Annotated in this window: 20 protein-coding genes; 6 read left to right on the top strand and 14 right to left on the bottom strand. The window is 56.6% G+C overall.

Annotated features, from left to right (window positions below; genetic code table 11):
- The first annotated feature begins 45 nt into the window (after positions 1-45).
- From ACVCAM_RS17245 to ACVCAM_RS17255, 3 genes are all read left to right on the top strand, one after another.
- The gene (locus ACVCAM_RS17245; RefSeq protein ID WP_021242803.1) at positions 46-1035 is read left to right on the top strand and encodes a sulfate ABC transporter substrate-binding protein; all 990 of its coding nucleotides are present in this window, start codon (positions 46-48) and stop codon (positions 1033-1035) included.
- A gap of 107 nt (positions 1036-1142) precedes the next feature.
- Positions 1143-1886, top strand: coding sequence for a CDP-diacylglycerol diphosphatase (locus ACVCAM_RS17250; protein WP_025912303.1), 744 nt, complete (start codon positions 1143-1145; stop codon positions 1884-1886).
- 73 nt (positions 1887-1959) lie between these two features.
- Entirely contained in the window at positions 1960-3264 is a 1305-nt protein-coding gene (locus tag ACVCAM_RS17255) for an SLC13 family permease (protein ID WP_025912302.1), read from the top strand.
- A gap of 81 nt (positions 3265-3345) precedes the next feature.
- Here the strand turns inward: ACVCAM_RS17255 and tpiA are convergent, their stop codons facing one another.
- Positions 3346-4113, bottom strand: coding sequence for a triose-phosphate isomerase (tpiA, locus tag ACVCAM_RS17260; protein ID WP_003862019.1), 768 nt, complete (start codon positions 4111-4113; stop codon positions 3346-3348).
- A gap of 111 nt (positions 4114-4224) precedes the next feature.
- The gene (locus ACVCAM_RS17265) at positions 4225-4821 is read right to left on the bottom strand and encodes a DUF1454 family protein (RefSeq protein ID WP_008501812.1); all 597 of its coding nucleotides are present in this window, start codon (positions 4819-4821) and stop codon (positions 4225-4227) included.
- Positions 4822-4933: 112 nt separating this feature from the next.
- On the opposite strand from ACVCAM_RS17265, the gene ACVCAM_RS17270 reads away from it, so the two are divergent.
- Positions 4934-5353, top strand: coding sequence for a DUF805 domain-containing protein (locus ACVCAM_RS17270; RefSeq protein WP_023293600.1), 420 nt, complete (start codon positions 4934-4936; stop codon positions 5351-5353).
- Here ACVCAM_RS17270 and fpr read toward each other — a convergent pair whose 3' ends face one another.
- The 4 genes from fpr to ACVCAM_RS17290 form a co-directional block, all read right to left on the bottom strand.
- The gene (fpr, locus tag ACVCAM_RS17275) at positions 5354-6100 is read right to left on the bottom strand and encodes a ferredoxin--NADP(+) reductase (RefSeq protein ID WP_025912301.1); all 747 of its coding nucleotides are present in this window, start codon (positions 6098-6100) and stop codon (positions 5354-5356) included.
- A 96-nt stretch (positions 6101-6196) separates the two neighbouring features.
- The gene (gene glpX / locus ACVCAM_RS17280; protein WP_023293599.1) at positions 6197-7207 is read right to left on the bottom strand and encodes a class II fructose-bisphosphatase; all 1011 of its coding nucleotides are present in this window, start codon (positions 7205-7207) and stop codon (positions 6197-6199) included.
- Positions 7208-7325: 118 nt separating this feature from the next.
- A complete protein-coding gene (glpK, locus tag ACVCAM_RS17285; protein WP_008501808.1) occupies positions 7326-8834 on the bottom strand; it encodes a glycerol kinase GlpK in 1509 nt (502 codons plus the stop codon).
- A gap of 21 nt (positions 8835-8855) precedes the next feature.
- Positions 8856-9701: an MIP/aquaporin family protein gene (locus ACVCAM_RS17290; RefSeq protein ID WP_407223752.1), complete on the bottom strand. Its 846-nt coding sequence runs from the start codon at positions 9699-9701 to the stop codon at positions 8856-8858.
- A gap of 410 nt (positions 9702-10111) precedes the next feature.
- Between ACVCAM_RS17290 and zapB the strand changes: the two genes are divergently transcribed.
- Positions 10112-10351: a septal ring assembly protein ZapB gene (gene zapB, locus ACVCAM_RS17295; RefSeq protein ID WP_023326318.1), complete on the top strand. Its 240-nt coding sequence runs from the start codon at positions 10112-10114 to the stop codon at positions 10349-10351.
- 583 nt (positions 10352-10934) lie between these two features.
- On the opposite strand, the gene rraA is transcribed toward zapB, so the two are convergent.
- The 7 genes from rraA to priA form a co-directional block, all read right to left on the bottom strand.
- Positions 10935-11420 carry a ribonuclease E activity regulator RraA gene (gene rraA, locus ACVCAM_RS17300; RefSeq protein ID WP_008501805.1) on the bottom strand — a complete coding sequence of 162 codons (486 nt, stop codon included), beginning with the start codon at positions 11418-11420 and terminating at the stop codon, positions 10935-10937.
- Positions 11421-11512: 92 nt separating this feature from the next.
- On the bottom strand, positions 11513-12433 hold the full coding sequence (gene menA / locus ACVCAM_RS17305) for a 1,4-dihydroxy-2-naphthoate polyprenyltransferase (RefSeq protein ID WP_008501804.1): 921 nt from the start codon (positions 12431-12433) through the stop codon (positions 11513-11515).
- A 68-nt stretch (positions 12434-12501) separates the two neighbouring features.
- On the bottom strand, positions 12502-13836 hold the full coding sequence (gene hslU, locus ACVCAM_RS17310; protein ID WP_407223751.1) for an HslU--HslV peptidase ATPase subunit: 1335 nt from the start codon (positions 13834-13836) through the stop codon (positions 12502-12504).
- Positions 13837-13845: 9 nt separating this feature from the next.
- Positions 13846-14376: an ATP-dependent protease subunit HslV gene (gene hslV, locus ACVCAM_RS17315; RefSeq protein WP_008501802.1), complete on the bottom strand. Its 531-nt coding sequence runs from the start codon at positions 14374-14376 to the stop codon at positions 13846-13848.
- A gap of 94 nt (positions 14377-14470) precedes the next feature.
- Positions 14471-15460: a cell division protein FtsN gene (ftsN, locus tag ACVCAM_RS17320; protein WP_032622950.1), complete on the bottom strand. Its 990-nt coding sequence runs from the start codon at positions 15458-15460 to the stop codon at positions 14471-14473.
- 93 nt (positions 15461-15553) lie between these two features.
- Positions 15554-16579: a DNA-binding transcriptional regulator CytR gene (gene cytR, locus ACVCAM_RS17325; RefSeq protein ID WP_023293597.1), complete on the bottom strand. Its 1026-nt coding sequence runs from the start codon at positions 16577-16579 to the stop codon at positions 15554-15556.
- 119 nt (positions 16580-16698) lie between these two features.
- Positions 16699-18894 (bottom strand): primosomal protein N', encoded by a 2196-nt coding sequence (priA, locus tag ACVCAM_RS17330; RefSeq protein WP_407223750.1) that lies wholly within the window; start codon positions 18892-18894, stop codon positions 16699-16701.
- 200 nt (positions 18895-19094) lie between these two features.
- On the opposite strand from priA, the gene rpmE reads away from it, so the two are divergent.
- Positions 19095-19307 carry a 50S ribosomal protein L31 gene (gene rpmE / locus ACVCAM_RS17335; protein ID WP_003862040.1) on the top strand — a complete coding sequence of 71 codons (213 nt, stop codon included), beginning with the start codon at positions 19095-19097 and terminating at the stop codon, positions 19305-19307.
- Between the two features lie 48 nt (positions 19308-19355).
- On the opposite strand, the gene metJ is transcribed toward rpmE, so the two are convergent.
- Positions 19356-19673, bottom strand: a complete 318-nt coding sequence (metJ, locus tag ACVCAM_RS17340) for a met regulon transcriptional regulator MetJ (protein WP_003862042.1) — start codon at positions 19671-19673, stop codon at positions 19356-19358.
- Positions 19674-19756: the final 83 nt, after the last annotated feature.

Here is a 19756-nt window from a genome sequence, read left to right on the forward strand (position 1 = left end):
CTGGCACGCTGCATTCATCAAAACACTACACAAGAGAGCTGGGCGATGAATAAATGGGGCGTGGGTTTAACATTATTGCTGGCATCGACCAGCGTTCTGGCTAAGGATATCCAGTTACTGAACGTGTCATACGACCCGACGCGTGAACTGTATGAACAATACAACAAAGCGTTTGCGGCACACTGGAAGCAGGAAACCGGCGACAATGTCGTGGTTCGCCAGTCTCACGGTGGTTCTGGCAAGCAGGCGACCTCCGTCATCAACGGTATTGAAGCCGACGTGGTGACCCTGGCGCTGGCCTACGATGTTGACGCGATCGCCGAGCGTGGCCGTATCGACAAAAACTGGATCAAACGCCTGCCGGATAACTCCGCGCCCTACACCTCGACCATCGTTTTCCTGGTACGTAAAGGCAACCCGAAACAGATCCATGACTGGAATGACCTGATTAAGCCGGGCGTGTCAGTTATTACCCCTAACCCGAAAAGCTCCGGCGGCGCACGCTGGAACTATCTGGCCGCCTGGGGCTATGCACTGCACCACAACAACGGTGACCAGGCTAAAGCCCAGGAATTCGTGAAAGCGCTGTACAAAAACGTCGAAGTGCTGGACTCCGGCGCGCGCGGTGCAACCAACACCTTCGTGGAGCGCGGCATTGGTGACGTGCTGATTGCGTGGGAAAACGAAGCCCTGCTGGCGACCAACGAACTGGGTAAAGATAAGTTTGAGATCGTGACTCCAAGCGAATCTATTCTGGCTGAGCCGACCGTTTCCGTGGTCGATAAAGTGGTTGAGAAGAAAGACACCAAAGCGGTGGCGGAAGCCTACCTGAAGTATCTCTACTCGCCGGAAGGTCAGGAGATTGCAGCGAAGAACTTCTATCGTCCACGCGATGCGGCTGTGGCGAAGAAATATGACGGCGAATTCCCGAAACTGAAGCTCTTCACAATTGATGATGTTTTCGGTGGCTGGACGAAAGCGCAGAAAGAGCACTTCTCTAACGGCGGCACCTTTGACCAGATTAGCCAGCGCTGAACATAAATAAACGACACGGTGACCCGGCGTGAGAAATCCGCCGGGTTTTTTATTTGGTCATCATTTTGCGTTACTCTTTTGCCTCTATTGAAAACAGGGAACGCGTTGTGAAAAAAATTATCTTATTGATCCTCATTGTCATCGCCCTTGCCGCTGGCGGCTGGTACTGGATGAAAGCGGGTAATCCGAATGCGTTGCGACATATCGTTCTCGACCAGTGCCTGCCGAATCAACTGCAACACCGTAACCCGGCACCGTGTGCGCAGGTGAAGCCTGACGCAGGCTATGTAGTCTTTAAAGACCGCAACGGGCCGCTGCAATACCTGCTGATGCCGACATATCGCATCAACGGCACCGAAAGCCCGCTGTTGACCGAAGCGCATACGCCGAACTTTTTCTGGCTGGCCTGGCAGTCGCGAAGCTTTATGACCCTGAAGCGTGGAAGCGAGGTGCCCGACAGCGCCATTTCACTGACGATTAACTCGCCGACAGGGCGCACGCAAAACCATTTTCACATTCATATCTCCTGCCTGCGCCCGGACGTGCGCGAGAAGCTGAACGCGGCACAGGGAGACATCAGCACCCAGTGGCTGCCCCTTCCTGGCGGCCTGGAAGGGCATGAGTATCTTGCTCGTCGGGTGACGGAGAATGAACTGGTGCAGCGCAGCCCGTTCATGATGCTGGCTGAAGAGCTGCCGGAAGCGCGCGACCATATGGGGCGCTTCGCGCTGGCAATGGCGCAGCAGTCAGATGGTTCGTTTGTGCTGCTGGCAACCGAGCGCAACCTGCTGATGCTTAACCGCGCGTCTGCTGAGGAACTGCAGGATCATCAATGCGCTATCCTGAATTGACCCCACCATAAATAGCGTTTACTCGCCCTGCCTGTCGCCGTAGACTTGCTGAAAAATTCTACAGGAGACAGGTATGTCGCTCTGGTCAACGTATCCTCTGCTGCTGCCTTCACTGATCGTTGGCGTCACTATTGTGCTCTGGGCGACGTCGCTGTTGCCGGAATTCATCACCGCGCTGCTGTTCTTCACGGTGGCAATGACGGCGAAGATCGCCCCGCCGGAGGTGATTTTCGGCGGTTTTGCCTCGTCGGCCTTCTGGCTGGTCTTCAGCGGATTCGTGCTCGGCGTGGCGATCCGTAAAACCGGTCTGGCAGACCGGGCCGCCCGGGCGCTGTCGGCAAAGCTCACCGACTCCTGGGTGTTGATGGTAGCGAGCGTGGTGCTGCTGAGCTATGCGCTGGCGTTTGTGATGCCGTCGAATATGGGACGTATCGCGCTGCTGATGCCGATTGTCGCCGCAATGGCGAAACGCGCCGGTATCGCCGACGGCTCCCGCGCCTGGTTTGGTCTGGCGCTGGCGGTAGGGTTCGGGACGTTCCAGCTTTCGGCGACGATTCTGCCCGCTAACGTGCCTAACCTGGTGATGAGCGGTGCGGCAGAAGGTTCGTACGGCATCCACCTGAACTATGTCCCGTATCTGCTGCTGCACACGCCGGTGCTGGGCATTCTCAAAGGCCTGATCCTGATTGGCCTGATCTGCTGGCTTTTTCCCGGTAGCCCGAAACCGCCGAAGGAACAGGCGCCGTCTGAACCCATGGACCGGGATGAAAAGCGTCTTGCCTGGCTGCTGGCGATAGTGCTGGGGATGTGGGTGACGGAGAGCTGGCACGGCGTGGGGCCCGCCTGGACCGGGCTGGCGGCGTCGGTCATCGTTATGCTGCCGCGCATCGGTTTTATCACCGGGGAGGAGTTTTCTGCCGGTGTGAATATGCGCACCTGCATCTACGTTGCCGGTATTCTGGGGCTGGCGATCGTCGTGACGCAAACCGGTATCGGCACGGCGGTGGGCGAGGCGTTGCTCCGTATTATGCCGCTCGATGCAGACCGACCGTTCACCAGCTTCCTGGCGCTGACCGGTATTACCACCGCACTCAACTTCATCATGACCGCTAACGGCGTTCCGGCGCTGTATACCACCCTGGCGCAGAGCTTCTCGGATGCGACCGGCTTCCCGCTGCTGTCGGTGATCATGATTCAGGTGCTGGGCTATTCTACGCCGCTGCTGCCGTATCAGGCGTCGCCGATCGTGGTGGCGATGGGGTTAGGAAAAGTGCCTGCCAGGGCGGGGATGGTGCTCTGTCTGGCGCTGGCGGTGGCAACGTATCTGGTGCTGCTGCCGCTGGATTATCTGTGGTTTAGCCTGCTGGGACGGCTGTAAAAAAGCCCGGTGGCGCTGACGCTTACCGGGCCTACAGAACCGTAGGGCGGGTTAGCGAAGCGCCACCCGCCACAAAGGCAATTACGCCTGTTTAGCCGCTTCTGCCGCTTTAACGATCACCGCGAAAGCGTCCGCTTTCAGGGATGCACCGCCAACCAGCGCGCCATCGATGTCTGGCTGGGTGAACAGCTCAGCAGCGTTAGACGCGTTAACGGAACCACCGTACTGGATGATCACTTGCTCAGCCACTTTGGCGTCAGCTTTCGCAATGTGGTCACGGATGAATTTGTGAACCGCCTGAGCCTGCGCAGGGGTGGCTGATTTGCCGGTACCGATCGCCCAGACTGGCTCGTAAGCGATAACCGCGCCTTCGAACGCTGCTGCGCCCTGCGTTTTCAGCACTGCGTCGATCTGACGTGCGCACACTTCTTCAGTTTTGCCCGCTTCGTTTTCTGCTTCGGTTTCACCGATGCACAGAACCGGGATCAGACCCTGCTCTTTCAGCACGGCGAATTTCTTCGCGATGAACTCGTCGGATTCTTTGTGATAGGTGCGACGCTCGGAGTGGCCGATGATGATGTATTTCGCGCCGATATCTTTCAGCATTTCAGCGGACGTTTCACCGGTGAACGCGCCAGACAGGTTAACGTCAACGTTCTGCGCGCCCAGAATGATGTGGCTGCCGTCAGCGGCACGTTTAGCCAGATCCAGGTACATATCCGGCGGAGCGATAGCAACCGCGCAGCCGGTCACGCCAGCCAGCTCTTTACGCAGGTTCGCAACCAGTTCGTTTACCATGTGGCGGCTGCCGTTCAGTTTCCAGTTACCCATCACTAAAGGATGTCGCATTTCAATTCTCCACGCTCAATAAGCGAATTAAGGAATATGGCCACCCTGTCGGGCAGCATGGTCTGTGAATCAGTATAGAGATTTTCCCTCGAAAGGCTTTGCTTTTTGTCATTAATTCGCCCCGCCGAGAGTGTCAGATAGTGCCAGCTTAATCGGTTCAACAGCGAAGGTCAGTCCTTTTTCGCCGTTGTCCGCCACCACATAGCGGATCGCGCCTTCGGTATCGGCGTAGTAACGCTTATTTTTACCGGCGGTGAGGAGTTTTTGCAGCTTTTGCTGGCTTTGCTTTTTCGTCAGCGCAGGGGTAAACGCCTGCAGGACCGCGCTCATGTACTCCAGCGCTTTCGCCTTCGCGGCTTTCTGCTCTGGGCCCTGTATTGGCAGCCAGGTGATTTGCATGCTTTTGATTTTTAACGTCCCGCGCTCCAGCGCCGTGGAGGCATACAAATTCTCGTTAATCTTGCTTGCCGCACGGGTCAGGGTAGGCGTGTCGCGGGGGCCATCAATGGCACGAAACTCATCCAGTTGCAGCGTGGGATTGGCCTGATTGAAGGCTTCACGAAACTGGCTGATGGACTGATCGAACGACGGTGCGCCCGCCAGCAGGTACGGTGCTGTGGTCGGGGCTGTGGTTTCGGCGGCGTGCAGGGTAAAACCCGCGCTGAGCAGCGCTAAACACAGGAATAGAGAATGTGCCGAACTTTTCATCAACATTGCCCCTGGCCGTAAGTGCTCATGATTAAAACGATATCTGGTCGGCTTGTCAAAAGGTCACAACTCCAGGGTAAAATGCGGGCTAAACGATAATAAGGAACCTTACATGACCATACAGCAGTGGCTGTTTTCATTCAAAGGGCGTATTGGACGCCGTGATTTCTGGATCTGGATGGTGACGTGGGTTGTCGCCATGCTGCTTCTGTTTTTCGTCGCCTATAACGCGTGGCTGAGCACGCAAACGGCGGCCTTCGCGCTGGTCTGCCTGCTCTGGCCAACGGCGGCTGTCGTGGTGAAACGCCTGCACGATCGCGGTCGTTCCGGCGCGTGGGCATTTCTGATTATTCTGGCGTGGATGCTGGTGGCGGGAAACTGGGCGATGCTTCCATCCATCCTGCCGTGGGTGGTGGGCAGGCTGCTGCCGTCGGTCATCTTCGTGATGATGATTGTCGATCTGGGCGCGTTTATTGGCACCCAGAGCGAAAACAAATACGGTAAAGACACCGTTGAGGTGAAATACCGCTGATCACCAGTAGTGTTCGGCGGTCATATGGCCCGGTCGGCGGCGAAGATGTTTCGTCATCTGCCGGGTATCCTTCAGAAGCTGCTGCGTGTCGCGTACCATCTGCGGGTTGCCACACAGCATGACGTGGCTGGTTTCAGCCGTCATCGGTAAACCCACCGCCTCTTCCAGGGCACCATTCTCAATTAACGCCGGCACGCGACCGGTCAGCGTTCCTGCTACGGTTTCGCGGCTGACCACCGTCTGAATCTTTAACTTTCCGCCGTACTGCTGTTCCAGCGCCTGCATCTGCGGCAGGTAGCTCAGGTCTGCGGCGTAGCGCGCAGCGTGAACCAGCACGATGTTTTTAAAACGCTCCAGGTCTTTGCCGTACTGCAAAATAGAGAGATAAGGGCCGATGGCCGTACCGGTTGCCAGCATCCAGAGCGTGTCACAATCCGGGATCTCTTCGAGCACAAAGAAGCCTGCTGCTTCACTCACGATTTGCACCTCGTCGCCGGGCTTGAGGGCGGCAAGGCGCGGGCTGAGTTTACCGTCAGGTACGGTGACCAGATAGAACTCGAGAGCCGGGTTATCAGGCGCGTTAACGTAAGAGTAGGCGCGCTGCACGCGCTCGCCGTCGACATCCAGCCCCAGCTTCGCAAATTGCCCGGCTTTAAACGGGTGGACGGGAGCATGCAGGGTGAGACTAAATAGCGCATCGGTCCAGAACTGTACCTTTGTGACTTTACCTGTTACCCAGTCCGCCATGATCTTCTCCTGTGCTGTTTCTCTGTTCTATCTTCCGTACTTAACGGGGAGATTTCCAGCCCATTTGGGCCGGAAAGCTCTATCGATCAAACGGTTTTACAGAATGTGCGTCTGTACGTCCGGGTCTTTGCGGTCGAGATAGTGGATAGACTGGATGCGGCGAATGGTGCGTGATTTTCCGCGGATCAGCAGCGTTTCAGTGGTGGCCATATTGCCCTTGCGGCTGATGCCGTCCAGCAGATCGCCTTTGGTGATACCTGTCGCCGAGAAGACCACGTTATCGCTACGGGCCATATCATGCAGCGCCAGCACTTTGTTGGCCTCGATGCCCATCGCTTCGCAACGTGCCAGCTCGTTTTCCCCGATACGGCGGTTCTCTTCGCTGTCGCCTTTCACCTCGTGGCGGGGCAGCAGACGAGCCTGCATATCGCCGTCCAGCGCGCGGATCACTGCCGCAGAGACTACGCCTTCCGGCGCGCCGCCGATGCCGTACAGCACGTCTACTTCGCTGTCCGGCATGCAGGTCAGGATCGAGGCGGCAACGTCACCATCCGGAATGGCAAACACGCGCACGCCGAGCTTTTGCATCTGCGCGATGGTGGCGTCGTGGCGCGGTTTGGCCAGAATGGTGACGGTGAGTTCGCTCAGCGGTTTGTTCAGCGCGCTGGCGACGTTACGCAGGTTCTCTTCCAGCGGCAGGCTAAGATCGATTGCGCCTTTCGCACCAGGACCGACAATCAGCTTTTCCATGTACATATCCGGCGCGTTGAGGAAGCAGCCCTTATCGCCCACGGCCAGCACCGCCAGGGCGTTGGCCTGACCCATTGCGGTCATGCGCGTACCTTCGATCGGGTCGACGGCGATATCCACGGCATCACCTTTGCCGGTACCGACTTTTTCACCGATGTAGAGCATTGGCGCTTCGTCGATCTCACCTTCGCCGATCACGATGGTGCCGTCGATGTTGACCTGGTTAAGCACAATGCGCATGGCATGGACGGCTGCGCCGTCTGCGGTATTTTTGTCACCACGACCCAGCCACTTATAGCCTGCAAGGGCAGCCGCTTCGGTGACGCGGGAAAACTCGATAGCAAGTTCACGTTTCATGAGGTACTCGTACAATCAAAAGGAATTGCACGAAGTTTATCACAGAGTGGGGAGGGGTGAGGGGACCGGTGCGGTCCCCTCACCCTGACCCTCTCCCCAGGGGAGAGGGAATATATGATTACTCTTCGTGCTCTTCCCACGCCAGGGCGCGTTTCACCGCTTTCTTCCAGCCGCTATAGCGGAAGTTACGCTCGGTGGTTTCGATGCCCGGGCGGAATTCGCGTTCGATCACCGCTTTTTCCTGCAGCTCGTCCAGGTTCTGCCAGAAGCCTACCGCCAGACCGGCAAGGTATGCCGCGCCCAGCGCCGTGACTTCACGCACTTCAGGACGCTCAACGCGGGTGCCCAGAATGTCGGACTGGAACTGCATCAGGAAGTTATTCGCTACCGCACCGCCGTCCACGCGCAGGGCGTGCAGACGAATGCCGGAGTCCGCCTGCATCGCTTCCAGCACGTCGCGCGTCTGGTAGGCGATGGATTCCAGGGTGGCGCGAATAATGTGGTTAGAGTTAACGCCACGCGTCAGGCCAAAAATTGCGCCGCGTGCATACGGATCCCAGTACGGCGCGCCCAGACCGGTGAATGCAGGCACCACGTACACGCCGTTGGTGTCTTTCACTTTGGTCGCGAAGTACTCGGAGTCGAACGCATCGCTGATCAGCTTCATCTCGTCGCGCAGCCACTGGATAGACGCACCGGCCATGAACACCGCGCCTTCCAGGGCATAGTTCACTTCGCCGCGTGGTCCACAGGCGATGGTGGTCAGCAGGCCGTTTTCTGATTTCACCGCTTTCTCGCCGGTGTTCATCAGCATAAAGCAGCCGGTGCCGTAGGTGTTCTTCGCCATCCCTTCTTTGACGCACAGCTGGCCGAACAGCGCCGCCTGCTGGTCACCGGCAATACCGGCGATAGGAATACGGGTGCCGCCTTTACCGCCGATGTTGGTCTGGCCGTAAACCTCAGAAGACTTGCGCACGTCAGGCAGCATCGCACGTGGGATATCCAGCGCGTCCAGCATCTTGTCATCCCACTCCAGGGTGTTGATGTTGAACAGCATGGTACGCGAGGCGTTGGTGTAGTCGGTGACGTGGACGCGTCCCTGGGTCATCTTCCAGATAAGCCAGGTGTCGACGGTGCCGAACAGCAGCTCGCCGCGTTTTGCACGCTCGCGTGAACCTTCCACGTGGTCGAGGATCCACTTCACTTTTGTGCCGGAGAAATACGGGTCAACCACCAGACCGGTGGCGCTGCGCACGTACTCTTCCATGCCGTCGCGCTTCAGCTGCTCGCAGATCTCAGAGGTACGGCGGCACTGCCAGACGATGGCGTTGTAAATAGGCTTACCGGTTTCACGTTCCCAGACAATCGTCGTTTCACGCTGGTTAGTGATTCCAATCGCGGCAATCTCGTCGGAACTGATATCGGCTTTTGCCAGCACTTCGACCAGCGTGGAGCTTTGTGACGCCCAGATCTCCATTGGGTCGTGTTCGACCCAGCCTGGACGAGGATAAATTTGCTCAAATTCGCGCTGTGACACGCTGACGATGTTCGCGTCATGATCCATTACGACAGCGCGGGAGCTGGTAGTGCCCTGGTCGAGCGCAACGATATATTTTTTTTCGGTCATGGTATGTGTCCCGTAGTCAGATTACAGCGAAGCTTTTTGTTGTGCGGTAGAAGTCGTTTCCTTCTCCTCTTCCACACAGGTATCGCACGGTAAATGGTGACCAATTAATTTGCGGTAGCTGAACGCACCCAGCGCAGCCCCGACAACTGGCGCAAACAGCGGTACCAGGAAGTAAGGAATGTCTTTGCCACCGGTGAAGGCGACGTCGCCCCAGCCTGCGATAAAGGCGAACGCTTTAGGTCCGATATCACGCGCCGGGTTCATCGCGAAGCCGGTCAGCGGGCCCATGGAGGCACCAATCACCGCAATCAGCAGGCCAATCAGCAGTGGGGCCAGCGGGCCGCGCGGAATGCCGTTTCCGTCGTCGGTCAGCGCCAGGATAACGCCCATCAGAATAGCGGTAATCACCATTTCAACTGCGAACGCCTGCACAAAATTGATATGCGGGTTTGGATAGGTTGAGAAGATGCCTGCCAGATCCAGACTTACGACGCTGCCGCGCACCATATGATGCGTCTGTTCGAAGTCGATGAAAAGATTGTAATAAAGCCCGTAAACTAACGCCGCTGCGCAAAACGCGCCGGCAAACTGAGAAAGAATGAAAGGAACTACTTTGCGTCCGTCGAAGCACGCGAACAGCCACAGTGCGATAGTCACCGCCGGGTTAAGATGTGCACCAGACACCCCTGCAGTCAGGTAGATGGCCATCGCCACGCCCAGACCCCAGATGATACTGATTTCCCACTGACCAAAACTGGCACCCGCCACTTTCAGTGCAGCGACACAGCCCACTCCGAAGAATATCAACAACCCGGTACCAAGGAACTCGGCAATGCACTGGCCTTTTAAGGTTGATGTCTGACTCATAATCGGAATCCTGAAGAAATTGATGTTTATTGTTAGCATGGCCGCCCGTGACAGCCACGATGCCCTGTAGACATAGTGTTAATTTATCGTTAACGAGCAAAAACGAGAAATATCGAAATCGAAATGTGTGGTCTGCGTCAATAAAATGAGCGTTTTCGCGCCATAAAGCACATTTTTGCAGCAGTACAGGATCAGTACAGGAATGTGAGCTGAATCATTTCATTAACGAATAAGTTAACAATTTAGGGGTATATGACGCGAACGCACCAGGACCAGACCTAAAAGTGTTGCAAACCGCGATCTGCGCGGTGTGTCGCTGGACACAGAGCGCCGCGCTCCATACAATCGACGGTATATGTCGTGCGCGTTTATGTTAAAGCGTCGCCTTGCAATTCAGGAGAGGTAGCATCATGTCTTTAGAAGTGTTTGAGAAACTGGAATCGAAAGTACAGCAGGCGATTGACACCATCACCCTGCTGCAGATGGAAATTGAAGAGCTGAAAGAGAAGAACAGCAGCCTGGCGCAGGAAGTACAGAACGCGCAGCACAGCCGCGAAGAACTGGAGCGCGAAAACAACCAGCTGCGCGAACAGCAGAACGGCTGGCAGGATCGCCTGCAGGCGCTGCTGGGACGTATGGAAGAGGTTTAATTCCCATTGGGATTAATGAGTAGGCCGGGTAAGGCGAAGCCGCCACCCGGCTTTTTTTATGGTTTGATGTCAGTCGGCGATCACCATAAAAAAGGCCGCCAGAGGCGGCCTTAACGCTACTTGTCCTGCGCTATCATAGTAAAAGCAACGAACACATTCGGTTCATCACTCTTTACAACGAGTACGCTGGCGACAATGAACGCGATACATAAATAGCGTTTCATTATGCGGTCCCTGCAGCTAACCGCTCCACCGTTCACCACCGGTGATAAGTCGGTGGACACAAGCCTGATCAAGGGTTGCTTTACGGTTGTGAAGACACCTTTCCCTGGACCGATGCCCATGTGCGAGATGGCGGAAAGGGACGCAGCATCATAGTAAGCAACAGCAGCGTAGTTAAGGTCTGTATAGATAATTAGGAATTTATAAAGGGTCGAGGGGATTACCTGAGATTTGAATCAGGGTAAGATAAAAACCCTGGTCAAAGGTTGCAAGCCTTCCCAACGGACCGCGAATCCCGAGGGACAAAAAAACCGCCACATTACTGTTGGCGGTTTTTTTATGGTTCACGCTTACGGTTTTATTACTCGATATCCAGCGGATCTTCGGAAAGGATAATGCCGGTATTATCGGCGTAGAGATGGTCGCCGGAGAAGAAGGTCACGCCGCCGAAGTTAACGCGGACGTCGCTTTCGCCGATGCCGTCACCTGCCGCCCCTACCGGTATGGCTGCGATGGCCTGAATCCCGATATCCAGGTCTTCCAGATCGTCCACCTGGCGCACGGAACCGTACACCACTATGCCTTCCCACTCGTTTTGTGCGGCAATACCGGCCAACTCAGCATCAATCAATGCGCGGCGTACGGAACCACCGCCATCGACCACCAGTACGCGGCCACGGCCGTTCTGTTCGAGCAGATCGTACAACAACCCGTTATCCTCGAAACATTTCACCGTGACGATCTGTCCGCCAAACGACGACCGCCCACCAAAGTTGGAGAACAGCGGTTCAACGACATTGACATCTTCCTGGTAGATGTCACAAAGCTCGGAGGTATCGTATTTCATAGGTTTAACGCTCAGTTGCTGCGAATGTGTTCAGTATATCGTGCGAAATGCGTTGTTGGCAAAATCATCAATTGTTAATTGATATTTGTCAGCTAACTGAGCGTCTGGCTTAAGACAATCCCGATGACGAACAACAGGTTAGTCAGCAGCGCGCCTTTTACCGTGCGTTCCAGCATTGGCGGCATGGCGGCCGGGCTACGTTCACGCATCACAAAACGGGCCTGCTTAATCAGCAGCGGCGCGGCAAGCACAAACAGCCAGCCCCACAGACTGTGCAGGGAAATCAGGTTAAACAGCGCCAGGCAGACCAGGGCACCCATCAGCAGGCAGGCATGGTAGCGACGCGCATTCACCGGCCCCAGACGGACCGCCAGGGTGTTTTTGCCGTTCTCCCGGTCGCTGTCGATGTCGCGCAGGTTGTTGATGTTGAGCACCGCGGTCGCCAGCAGACCGCAGGCGGTCGCAGGCAGGAACAGCGCAGGGATCACCGTATGCGCCTGTAAGTACCAGCTTCCCATCACGCTCAGCCAGCCGAAGAACACCAGTACGGAGATATCCCCGAGCCCAATGTAGCCGTAAGGACGCGTGCCGACGGTGTAGGTGATGGCTGCGATAATGGCCAATAAACCCAGCACCAGGAAGCCAATAAAATCGCTGGGGGTCTTAGACGCCACTGTCACCAGCGCCAGACCCGATAAACAGATCAGCACCACGGTGATAATCAGCGCGCGCTTCATCTGCGCCTGGGTAATCACCCCTTTTTGCATCCCACGCAGCGGCCCAATACGGTCAGGTTTGTCGCTGCCTTTCACCGCGTCGCCATAGTCGTTGGCGAGGTTGGAGAGAATTTGCAGCAGGCCGGCGGTAATCAATGCCAGCGCGGCAACCAGCGGATCGAAATAACCCTGCCACCAGGCAAGCGCCGTACCGACGATAATCGCGGCGAAGGCCAGAGGGAGTGTTTTAGGGCGCAGACTTTCGAGCCACGCCTGAGTACGGCTGATGTCAGTCATAAGTATTTAGCCAATAAAAATGGGGGCATTAGCCCCCATTAAACGTGATGAGAATCCAGTAACCGCGATTATAGGATAAAACGGCTCAGATCTTCATCTGCCACTAACGCATCCAGATGTTTACTCACAAATTCTGCGTCAATGGTAACGGTTTGACCGTTCAGATCGCTCGCGTCGTAAGAGATATCTTCCACCAGGCGTTCCAGCACGGTATGCAGACGACGCGCACCGATGTTTTCGGTGGTTTCGTTCACCTGCCATGCAGCCTGGGCAATACGTTTGATACCGTCTTCAGTGAACTCGAGGTTCACGCCTTCGGTTGCCATCAGCGCTTTGTACTGAACGGTTGCAGAGGCGTTTGGCTCGGTCAGGATACGTTCGAAGTCTTCGGTCGTCAGCGCCTGCAGCTCAACGCGGATAGGCAGACGGCCCTGCAGTTCCGGGATCAGATCCGACGGGCTGGCAACCTGGAAGGCACCTGATGCGATAAACAGGATGTGGTCCGTTTTCACCATGCCGTGCTTGGTGGAAACGGTGCAGCCTTCAACCAGCGGCAGCAGGTCGCGCTGAACGCCTTCGCGGGACACGTCCGGGCCGGAGCTGTTGCCGCCGCGCTTACAAATTTTGTCGATTTCGTCGATAAACACGATACCGTGCTGCTCAACCGCGTCGATAGCGTCCTGCTTCAGCTCTTCCGGATTCACCAGCTTCGCCGCTTCTTCTTCAATCAGCAGCTTCATCGCGTCTTTGATTTTCAGCTTACGCGTTTTTTGCTTCTGACCGCCCAGGTTCTGGAACATGGACTGCAGCTGGCTGGTCATCTCTTCCATGCCCGGAGGTGCCATGATTTCCACACCCATTGGCGCGGCAGCGAGATCGATCTCAATCTCTTTATCATCCAGCTGGCCTTCACGCAGCTTTTTGCGGAACGCCTGACGCGCCGCAGACGGTTCCGCCTGCTGTTCAGCCTGACCCCAGTTGTTTTTTGCCGGTGGGATCAGCACGTCGAGAATGCGCTCTTCGGCCATCTCTTCCGCGCGATAGCGGTTTTTCTCAATGGCCTGGACGCGCACCATTTTGATCGCCGAGTCGGTCAGATCGCGGATGATGGAGTCCACTTCTTTACCCACATAGCCCACTTCGGTGAACTTGGTGGCTTCAACTTTGATGAACGGTGCGTTGGCCAGCTTCGCCAGACGACGGGCGATTTCGGTTTTACCGACGCCGGTCGGGCCGATCATCAGAATGTTTTTCGGCGTCACTTCGTGGCGCAGCTCTTCGTCAAGCTGCATACGACGCCAGCGGTTACGCAGGGCGATAGCCACGGAACGCTTGGCGTTATCCTGGCCGATAATGTGTTTGTTCAGTTCGCTGACAATTTCGCGTGGGGTCATTTCAGACATGGGAGATCCTTACGCTTTGGAGGTCAATTCTTCGATGGTGTGGTTGTGGTTGGTATAGATGCAGATATCACCTGCAATATCCAACGCCTTCACCGCGATATCACGCGCGTTCATGTCGGTATTTTCCAACAGTGCGCGGGCAGCAGCCTGGGCATAAGGGCCGCCAGAGCCGATGGCAATCAGGTCATTTTCCGGCTGAATTACGTCACCGTTACCGGTGATGATAAGCGAAGCGGTTTCATCGGCTACCGCCAGCAGCGCTTCGAGCTTGCGCAGCATGCGGTCGGTACGCCAGTCTTTTGCCAGCTCAACGGCGGCTTTCACCAGATGACCCTGGTGCATTTCCAGTTTACGTTCAAACAGTTCAAACAGCGTGAAGGCATCCGCCGTGCCGCCTGCAAAACCGGCGATCACTTTGTCGTTGTAGAGACGACGCACTTTCTTCACGTTGCCTTTCATGACGGTATTACCCAGCGTGGCCTGGCCATCACCGGCGATTACCACATGGCCGTTACGGCGTACACTTACTATTGTTGTCACGAGCAGACCCCCTGGTTACAGAATCGGGAAACAGAAGCCCTGAGCCTGTGCCCAGGGCTGAATTAAATGATAGATGGGGGGGATTTTGGGGGTTTCAACCCCCGGAGGCGAGTCGAATGCAGTTTGTGTGACCGGCGATTTTCAAACGAGAAAGGGTGCCATCGGCATTTTCTTTGCCTTTGACCGGACCTATCACCACGCGATTCCAGCCGTTATTGGTGGTAATACGCGAATCAAACCCTTCAAAGGCCAGCTGCGCGCGCACCGTTTCCGCCTGCTCCGCACCTTTGAACGAACCGCACTGTACCATCCAGCGACGTTCGTCTTTTTTCTCCGCCGTCTGCTTCGGCGCTTCGGTCTCTTTCGTGACCGGCGCGGCCTGCTGCGTTTTCGGCTGCTGCGCAGTGGTATGCGCTGGCGTCTGGAGCAGATCCTGATACGGCTGAGCCGCCTGCTTCTGCTGCTGCGCTTTAGGCTGCTGCTGGACAGGCTGAGACTGCACCGTACGCGTCGGCTGCTGATACGGCTGTTCCGTTACCCGCGGCTGTGCCTTAGGCTGCTGTACCGGCTGGGTTTGCGCCCACTGCTGTTGCTGCTGAATCTGCTGTTGTGCCTGGCGACGCTGCAGCGTTTGCTGACGCTGTTCCGGCGTCTGCTCATTCCACGGCACTTCGTTCAGCTGCGTAGGCTGCTGGCGCATATCGGCCTGCATTTGTGCCAGCAGCTGACGCTGTTCATCCGTAAGCTGATTCGCATTCTGCACTTCACCACCCGCAGAAGGTTCGGTTGGCGCACGTACCCCAGGCTGACGGCTTTCCAGCTCTTTGATATAGCGCCAGCGCTCTTCAGGCTTCGGAGGGAGGCCATTTCCGGCGACTTTACTGGCCTGAAGCGCCTCAGACTCTTCTTTTTTATGGTGCGTGATAAAGTACAGGCCACCAATAAAGGCGACGACTACAGCCGCAGCAATAGCGACCATTGCTGGCGAGACAGCAGGCAGGTTACGTTGCTTTTTTCTTGAGCTACTCTTTTTGCGTCGCGAAGGTGCCGGCTGGCCGCGACGTACATAATCTCGTTGTGCCACTATCGTTTCGCTGTATTTATTCGTTCGTCAGTCCGCCATGTTACTTAAGCGGCGGGGCTTTGACCAGATAAGGGTATCCGAAAGACGTTTACTTTAAGTCAATGCCTGGGTCGTGCCTCGGACGATCAGTTCGCAGTCCAGCAACCGTGAGCCGCTGCTAACTGTTTGACCGTGAAGCTGATCCAGCAGAAGCAGCATCGCTTCGCGGCCGATTTGGTAGCGCGGCTGAGCGACCGTTGAGAGCGGCGGATCGCAAAATTCCGAAAGCGAAATATTATCGAAACCGATGATGGATAAATCTTTCGGTATGCGAAGGCCGCGGCGTTTGGCATACGATAATGCGCCCAGCGCCATCACGTCGCTGTGGCAAAATACGGCGGTTGGCGGCTCAGGCAGGTCCAGAAGTTTCTCCAGTGCCTGTCCACCGGCTGCGAAGGTAAAATCACCGCGCGCAATGTAGTGCGGATCGACGGTGACGCCGGTCCGGCGCAGCGCCTGAACGTAGCCCTGCAAACGGTAGTGACACAGCGGCATCTCTTCCGGCCCGGCGATGCAGCCAATACGCTTATGCCCCAGCTCCTGGAGATAGTTTACGGCGTTGAACGCGGCGGTAAGGTTATCGATATGGACCGTCGGCAGCTCCAGCTCTGGCGCAAACTCGTTGGCCATCACCATCGGCGGTAAATTACGCTGCTCTTCGATGCTGGCATCAAACGGCAGGCGAGAGCCAAGCAGCAGCATGCCGTCGATCTGCTTGGTGATAATGAGGTCGATGAAGGTTTTTTCCTGCTGGTTCTGATGGGCGCAGTCGCCAATCAGCACCAGGTACCCCTGTTCCGCCGCGGTGACTTCAATACCGCGGATAATCTCGCTAAAGAAAGGGTCACAGATGTCCGGCACAATCACCAGGATGGTGCGCGACTCGTTGCGTTTGACGTTACGTCCCATTGCCTGCGGAAAATAGCCCACTTCAAGCGCAGCCTGCTCCACCCGGTTACGGGTCGCCTGGGAGACTTTATCCGGGTTCATTAATGCGCGGGATACTGTTGCCGTAGAGACCTGTGCTTTCTGGGCAACGTCTTTCATGGTCGCAGCCGCAACCTCTTTCCTGGACTTCAACGTCTTCTCCTCGCCTGAACACCGAACTTCTGCCATCACCATTTTTACAGATAGTTAATGGAATCGGTTACAGAATTTTCATAAAAAGTGTGAGGAGCGTTAAATTTTTCGATCCGTCTTCAACCTTCGATGGGATCGACGTCCAGTACCCACTTCACTTTTCGCGCTTCGGGCAGGGTATTAATCAGTGCCAGCGCGCCGCTGACGATGTACTGAAGACGAACGCGCGAGGGGTGCTGGAGCAAAATTTGCCAGCGGAAACGGCCGCCGCGTTTTGGCGCCAGCGCCGGCACCGGGCCCAAAATCCACAGCTGACTATCCACCAGCGGGCTGGCCTGCAGGAGGTTTCTCAGCTGCTGCAGGAAAAGTGGCGCCTGCTGGTTGTTATGATCTTCCGCGCGGATGATGACGTGGCTGGTCCACGGCGGTAGCTGCATGGTCTGGCGTTCGGCCAGCGCCTGCTCGGCAAAGGCGTCATAGCCTTTGTGCAGCAGGGTTTGCAGCAGCGGGTGCTCCGGGTGGTGCGTTTGCAACACCACTTCGCCCTGTTTACCGGCGCGTCCTGCACGCCCTGCAACCTGGGTGTAAAGCTGGGCGAAGCGCTCGGCTGAACGAAAATCTGCCGAGAACAGCGCGCCGTCCACGTCCAGCAGGGCAACCAGCGTCACGTCCGGGAAGTGGTGGCCTTTGGCCAGCATCTGGGTGCCAATCAGGATGCGCGCGCCACCGCGATGCACTTCCGCCAGCTGCTGTTCGAGTGCGCCTTTGCGGCTGGTGGTGTCCCGGTCGATACGCGAAATCGGCACGTCCGGGAAAAAGGGCCCAAGCGCCTGCTCCAGCTGTTCCGTCCCCAGACCGACCGGCACAATATGCGTTGAGCCACACGACGGGCACTGGCGCGGCACCGGACGCTGGCTGTCGCAGTGGTGGCAGCGCAGATGACGCTGGGCCTGATGGAAGGTGTAGTAGTGATCGCAGCGCGGGCACTCGGCAATCCATCCGCAGTCGTGGCACAGCAGGGCAGGTGCAAATCCGCGACGGTTGAGGAACAGAATGACCTGATTCCCCGCCTGCAAATGCTGGCGCATGCGGGTAATCAGCGCGGGCGCTAGCCCCGCCTGGACCTGCTGACCTTTCAAATCCAGCACGTGCTGAATGGCCGGACGGGCATTCCCCGCGCGACGCGTCAGGCGCAGCATGTGGTATTTACGCTGGCGCACGTTGTGCAGCGTTTCGAGCGCAGGCGTGGCGGATCCCAGAACAATAGGAATTTGCTCGCTGTGCGCGCGGTAGACGGCCAGATCGCGGGCGTGATAGCGCCAGCCTTCCTGCTGTTTATAGGAGCTGTCGTGCTCTTCGTCGATCACGATAACGCCAAGATTTTTAAACGGCGTGAACAGCGACGAGCGGGTGCCGATCACAATCGCTGCTTCGCCGTTTTTCGCTTTCAGCCAGGCGCTGAGCCGCTCGCTGTCGTTCAGGCCGGAGTGCAGAACCTCAACCGGCGCGTTAAAGCGCTCGCGGAATCGGGCGATGGTTTGCGGCGTCAGGCCAATTTCCGGCACCATCACCAGCGCCTGTTTGCCCTGCGCGAGCACGTTTTCCAGCACGCTCAGGTAAACTTCGGTCTTGCCGGAACCGGTGACCCCCGCCAGCAGCCAGGCAGAGAAACGATCGGAGGCGCTATGAATTGCGCCTACCGCGGTGGCCTGCTCGGTATTCAGACGCAGGCGATCCCCTGAAACGGAGAAACTCTCCCGCCAGTCGTTAAGGGCAGGCGCCTCGCTTGCCAGGTCGCTCAGCCCTTTTTTTCTTAATGCCTGTAGCGCCGTTTCGCTGACCTCAAGCTCGTCGACCTGATGCCGCCAGATTTTCCCCTGACGCAGCGCCGCCAGCGCCTGCTGCTGTTTCTGCGAGCGCTTCAGGCTGTTGATGTCGACGGCCTGGCCTTCCTCTGTGGCAAACCAGTACCACATCGGCGCATGGCTGGCGCTCTTGCCCTGACGCAGCATCATTGGCAGGGCGTGGAACAGGACGTCGCCGATGGGGTGATGATAATAATCCGCCGCCCACAGCAGCAGTCGCCAGGTGCTGGTGGAGTAGACGGGCTCGCTGTCCAGCACCTCAACGACCGATTTCAGTTCGTTAAGCGGCAGTTCGCTCTTATCGCTGACGGAGACCACAATCCCCACGCGCTGCTGTTTGCCAAACGGCACGGTCACGCGACAGCCCGCTTTGGCGCTCATGCTGTCGGGCAGCAGATAGTCAAAGGTGCGGGAAAGCGGAACGGGCAGGGCAACGTGAGCGACGGGCATCGAATCTTCCTGACTTGAAAAGTGGCGCGTTAGTATACACATTAGTAAAAGCGGCGTGCGGATCAGTTTGCATACGTTGGTCAAATTCTGTATGATTCGCCGCCTTTGGTGTACTTTACGCCAAAGAACTTACAATCAACATCGCGTGGTGTCTGGCGTTAGGGCTGGAAGAGCGACGCGGCCTTAACTGAGGTTCTCCCATGAAAAAAGATATTCACCCGAAATACGAAATGATTACTGCAAACTGTTCTTGCGGTAACTCTATCCAGATCCGCTCTACCGTGGGTCACGATCTGAACCTGGACGTGTGCGGCAAATGCCACCCGTTCTACACTGGTAAGCAGCGTGATGTTGCAACCGGTGGCCGTGTTGACCGCTTCAACAAGCGTTTCAGCATCCCGGGCGCTAAATAAGTTTCCCGAAAAAAAGGCACCGCAAGGTGCCTTTTTTGTATCCGCTTCTCAGTATTCCCACGTCTCCGGGTCAATACCCAGTTCACGCATGATCACCTTCGCCTCTTCCGGGATTTCATCACTACGCTCTTTGCGCAGATCGTCATCGTTCGGCAACGGTTGACCGGTAAACGCATGCAGAAACGCTTCGCACAGCAGTTCGCTGTTGGTTGCGTGGCGCAGGTTGTTCACCTGACGACGCGTACGTTCATCGGTGAGGATCTTCAACACCTTCAGAGGAATGGAAACCGTAATTTTCTTTACTTGCTCACTCTTCTTACCGTGCTCAGCGTATGGGCTGATATATTCGCCGCTCCATTCAGCCATGAGATACCTTTAATCCTCTCAGTCATTTATCTAAAGGTGCAAAACCGGTAACCACCCGTTTTGAACCGCAATCTTGCCTAGTT

It is taken from the genome of Enterobacter sp. CFEC122 (genome assembly GCF_052983755.1).